The organism is Neisseria sp. P0022.S010 (genome assembly GCF_051956635.1).
In genome coordinates this window covers 1-2,663 of the sequence record NZ_JBQCXF010000412.1, presented here as the reverse complement: position 1 = coordinate 2,663, position 2,663 = coordinate 1, and the positions used below count along the sequence as shown (strand labels likewise).

Genomic DNA, 2,663 nt, shown 5'->3' with positions numbered 1-2,663 from the left:
TGACCGCCCATGCGGCAGAGAGCCTTAACCTGTTTGCGCAAAGCAACGGCATCAAGATGCAGGCCAATCAGGGTGCAGTCACTGTACAGGCACAGAATGACGAATTGCAGCTGAATGCTTTGAAGGATGCAACGTTAACCAGCAGCGCAGGGAAGATCACCATTGCGGCGAAGGAAGAGATTCTGATTACCTGCAAAGGGGCGTATATCAAGTTGAGTAACGGGGAAGTTGAGATCGGAAGTCCGAAGGTGGTGCGGGTGAGGGCGCCGTTGGTGGTGAATGAATCGGCAAAACGAGATTTTGATTTCTTCTCTATCAAAGATTTTCCTTTATATAAAGCAAAACTGCTTGTGAAAAATAGCGAAACAGGAGAGCCCATAAAGCAACGTAAATGTATTGTCAAATTCTTATCCGGTGATAAAAAAATATTATTTACAGATAATAATGGTTTTTTGTATTTAAAATCATTACAATCCGATGTAGTTTCAGTACATGTATTATTTGAAGCTCCCAAAAGAATTTTAAAACCAAATGAGGTATAAAATGGCTGAAAAAAATACGAAATTAACTTTATCCAATGATCGTGATGTTAAAACAGTTGAAATACCTGTAAACGATCCGGCTGCCACAAGGAAAGCTATTATTAATTATTTAGAAAAATATTTACCAGTAGTATCTAAAAATAAATTTTTAGAACGTTGGGAATGGGAAGCACGAGAGGCTAAAAATGGTTTAGAAAAGGAGTGGAATTACACATCAATAGTCATCCACCATCAAGGGAATTCACCACAACATACATGTTCTGCAATCTACGGTGCTTTAAAGGAAGTACAAAATAAACACATGGATAAAAAAGATTTTTCAGATATCGGTTATCACTACGTAGTAGATTGTACAGGAGTTATTGCAGAGGGCAGAGATATAAGATTCAAAGGTTCTCATGTTAATAAAAATAATGCTAAAAAAATAGGTATTCTTTTATTAGGAGACTTTTCAAAACAAGGAGAAGCTAAATTTTCTTTTACAGATTTTAGTACATGGACTGATCAATTTGATTCTACTTATATGAGAGAGATACCTGAGGCACAATTATCTGCTCTAAAAGTTTTAATCAAATGCCTGAATGAGTATTTTAACATTAGTGAGTTAGGAGGGCATAAAGAATTTGCTTTATCAGGCGATACTCGGACATGTCCAGGTAGTGTTGCTATGGAGAAAATAGTTGAGTTAAGAAAAGAATTTAAATTAAATGAACCAACAGTTAAATAAACAGATAAGGAAATTTTATGAATAAAATGCTATTTTTTATTTTTATTTTATTGTATTTGTTTATCGGTATTGTTTATAGGATAGGAGAATTTGATAATAATTATATATTATTTTTAAAAAAACCTTGGTTATTTCAGAGCCTATACTATGATTCCATTGGGGAACGTGATATACAAGATGTACCTAAAGAGCAATTGAAACAATTCCTATTATATTGTGATGCTAATATTTTTGATCAATTTCCATGTACTGTAGAGACAAAAGAGGAAGTTAAAAAATATTTGAGTGAACACTAATTTTAGAGATCCAAAATCATTTGGTAGAAAAGTATTTTTCATTTGCCTATTCAGATTTCTCTTTAATATTTCAAGAAGGGCAATAGCTAAGGGCTTTTATCGGAAAGGAAGAGATTTTTATTCATTTTAAGTTTTCTTAATTGTTTTAAGAGGATAAAGATATGAGTAGAGGGATATTTTATTTTGTTATCTTAATGATAAGTATTAAGGTATATGGGATTTCACCATCTCCATATTCTAATAATGATATAAATATAACAATAAAAAACAATATGTTGTGTATTTATACTGATAAGAAAGATCTTTCAGGTAATTATTTGCTAGGTGTGGGTTTTTTTGATTCAGATCTAGGAGAATATAGATCTTGGTATTATGAAAATTCATTTGATAAAAACTATCCAAATAAAGAAAATTGTATTGTTATAGATAATAATAATTTTGATGGTATAGTATTAAAAAGTAATGAAGTCTATGATATCACGCTTCAGCCAAATACGTATGGATATGCTGATTTCATTGGTATGAAAAATTATTATTGCATAATAGAGGAAGATGGAAAGGTTAAAGTAGGTTCTATTGACTCATCCTCTAGAAAATGTAGAAATAGAACTGATTTCCTTGAAAATAATACAATGATAGGAATACAAGAAAGTTGGTTTGATTCATTAATTAAATGGTTTAAAAATTTATGGAAATGATGAAAAAAATAGACTGATTTTGCAGAAACAGATAATTTCGTCACAAGGCGAACAAGCATAGATACAGTCCATCCTATTAAACCCGAATGACCTACTGTTTTAGAAAGCCAAAGAAGAATCCTGTATTACTATGCCGATAATCTGAATCTGCGTTTTACTCTTGGGTATGAGGCTTTGATCTTTGGATTGTGCAGTTTGGTTATCATCAATAGGAAGAGACCTTGGGCAATTCCCGACTGTTTCAAACCAAACCGTCCCCGACATCGTTGCCGTCGTCTTCAAACACCACGGCTTCTCCGGTGTCGACTACCGTTTCCAAAAGAGCCGCAGCTACACCGTCCGCGAGTATGTAACCCAGTATCTCGAAAGCGACTTTACCTTTATCAACCGTCTGTGTGAA

General features: G+C 33.4%; 5 protein-coding genes. All 5 read left to right on the top strand.

Annotated elements, in window-relative coordinates; translation table 11 throughout:
- Window positions 1-542, top strand: a 542-nt coding sequence (locus tag ACTHUT_RS17495) for a DUF2345 domain-containing protein (protein WP_440386804.1), incomplete at its 5' end; no start/stop codon positions are given.
- A gap of 1 nt (window position 543) precedes the next feature.
- Complete coding sequence (locus ACTHUT_RS17490; RefSeq protein ID WP_440386803.1) at window positions 544-1,269, top strand: peptidoglycan recognition protein family protein; 726 nt, start codon at window positions 544-546, stop codon at window positions 1,267-1,269.
- A 17-nt stretch (window positions 1,270-1,286) separates the two neighbouring features.
- Complete coding sequence (locus ACTHUT_RS17485) at window positions 1,287-1,565, top strand: hypothetical protein (RefSeq protein WP_440386802.1); 279 nt, start codon at window positions 1,287-1,289, stop codon at window positions 1,563-1,565.
- 161 nt (window positions 1,566-1,726) lie between these two features.
- The gene (locus ACTHUT_RS17480; RefSeq protein WP_440386801.1) at window positions 1,727-2,263 is read left to right on the top strand and encodes an NF045616 family extracytoplasmic (lipo)protein; all 537 of its coding nucleotides are present in this window, start codon (window positions 1,727-1,729) and stop codon (window positions 2,261-2,263) included.
- A gap of 181 nt (window positions 2,264-2,444) precedes the next feature.
- A partial coding sequence (locus ACTHUT_RS17475) for a contractile injection system protein, VgrG/Pvc8 family (protein ID WP_440386800.1) occupies window positions 2,445-2,663 on the top strand: 219 nt, incomplete at its 3' end.